This window comes from Marinomonas dokdonensis (assembly GCF_052747885.1).
This window is the reverse complement of the sequence record NZ_JBRAND010000011.1, coordinates 1-1743: the sequence shown is the minus strand read 5'-3', so window position 1 is coordinate 1743 and position 1743 is coordinate 1. Positions and strand designations below refer to the sequence as shown.

Here is a 1743-nt window from a genome sequence, read left to right as displayed (position 1 = left end):
AAAAACCACTTTGGTGTTATATGGTCAAGCCTCACGAGCAATTAGTATTGGTTAGCTCAATGCCTCACAGCACTTACACACCCAACCTATCAACGTCCTAGTCTCGAACGGCTCTTTAGGGGACTTATGTCCCAGTGAGATCTTATCTTGAGGGAGGCTTCCCGCTTAGATGCTTTCAGCGGTTATCCCGTCCGAACATAGCTACCCGGCAATGCCACTGGCGTGACAACCGGAACACCAGAGGTTCGTCCACTCCGGTCCTCTCGTACTAGGAGCAGCTCCTCTCAAATCTCAAACGTCCACGGCAGATAGGGACCGAACTGTCTCACGACGTTCTAAACCCAGCTCGCGTACCACTTTAAATGGCGAACAGCCATACCCTTGGGACCGGCTTCAGCCCCAGGATGTGATGAGCCGACATCGAGGTGCCAAACACCGCCGTCGATGTGAACTCTTGGGCGGTATCAGCCTGTTATCCCCGGAGTACCTTTTATCCGTTGAGCGATGGCCCTTCCATACAGAACCACCGGATCACTAAGACCTACTTTCGTACCTGCTCGACGTGTCTGTCTCGCAGTTAAGCGTGCTTTTGCCTTTACACTCTATGCATGATTTCCGACCATGCTGAGCACACCTTCGTGCTCCTCCGTTACTCTTTGGGAGGAGACCGCCCCAGTCAAACTACCCACCACACAGTGTCCTCGATCCCGATAAGGGACCAGAGTTAGAACCTCAAACGTACCAGGGTGGTATTTCAAGATTGGCTCCACCGAAACTAGCGTCTCGGTTTCAAAGCCTCCCACCTATCCTACACAAGTAGGTTCAAAGTTCACTGTGAAGCTATAGTAAAGGTTCACGGGGTCTTTCCGTCTAGCCGCGGATACACAGCATCTTCACTGCGATTTCAATTTCACTGAGTCTCGGGTGGAGACAGTGTGGCCATCGTTACGCCATTCGTGCAGGTCGGAACTTACCCGACAAGGAATTTCGCTACCTTAGGACCGTTATAGTTACGGCCGCCGTTTACTTGGGCTTCGATCAAGAGCTTCGCTTGCGCTAACCCCATCAATTAACCTTCAAGCACCGGGCAGGCGTCACACCCTATACGTCCACTTTCGTGTTTGCAGAGTGCTGTGTTTTTAATAAACAGTCGCAGCCACCTGGTATCTTCGACCGATCAATGCTTACGGAGCAAGTCCTTCACACTAACCGGCGTACCTTCTCCCGAAGTTACGGTACCATTTTGCCTAGTTCCTTCACCCGAGTTCTCTCAAGCGCCTTGGTATTCTCTACCTGACCACCTGTGTCGGTTTGGGGTACGGTTCGATCATATCTGAAGCTTAGAAGTTTTTCCTGGAAGCATGGCATCAACCACTTCGCCCAAAAGAGGGCTCGTCGTCAGTTCTCGGTCTTAAAGGGACCCGGATTTGCCTAAGTCCCAAACCTACCGCCTTAAACACAGACAACCATCGCTGTGCTGGCCTAGCCTTCTCCGTCTCTCCATCGCAATATGTACGAGTACAGGAATATTAACCTGTTTCCCATCGACTACGCATTTCTGCCTCGCCTTAGGGGCCGACTCACCCTGCCCTGATTAACATGGGACAGGAAACCTTGGTCTTCCGGCGGGGGAGTTTTTCACTCCCCTTATCGTTACTCATGTCAACATTCGCACTTCTGATACCTCCAGCCTGCCTTACAGCTTGACCTTCAACGGCTTACAGAACGCTCCTCTACCATGCA

At 51.6% G+C, this 1743-nt stretch carries 1 rRNA gene; it reads right to left on the bottom strand.

Annotation, left to right across the window (positions count from 1 at the left end):
* Window positions 1-20: 20 nt before the first annotated feature.
* Window positions 21-1743 (bottom strand): 23S ribosomal RNA (locus tag ACUM5Y_RS15605); the annotation flags it as partial.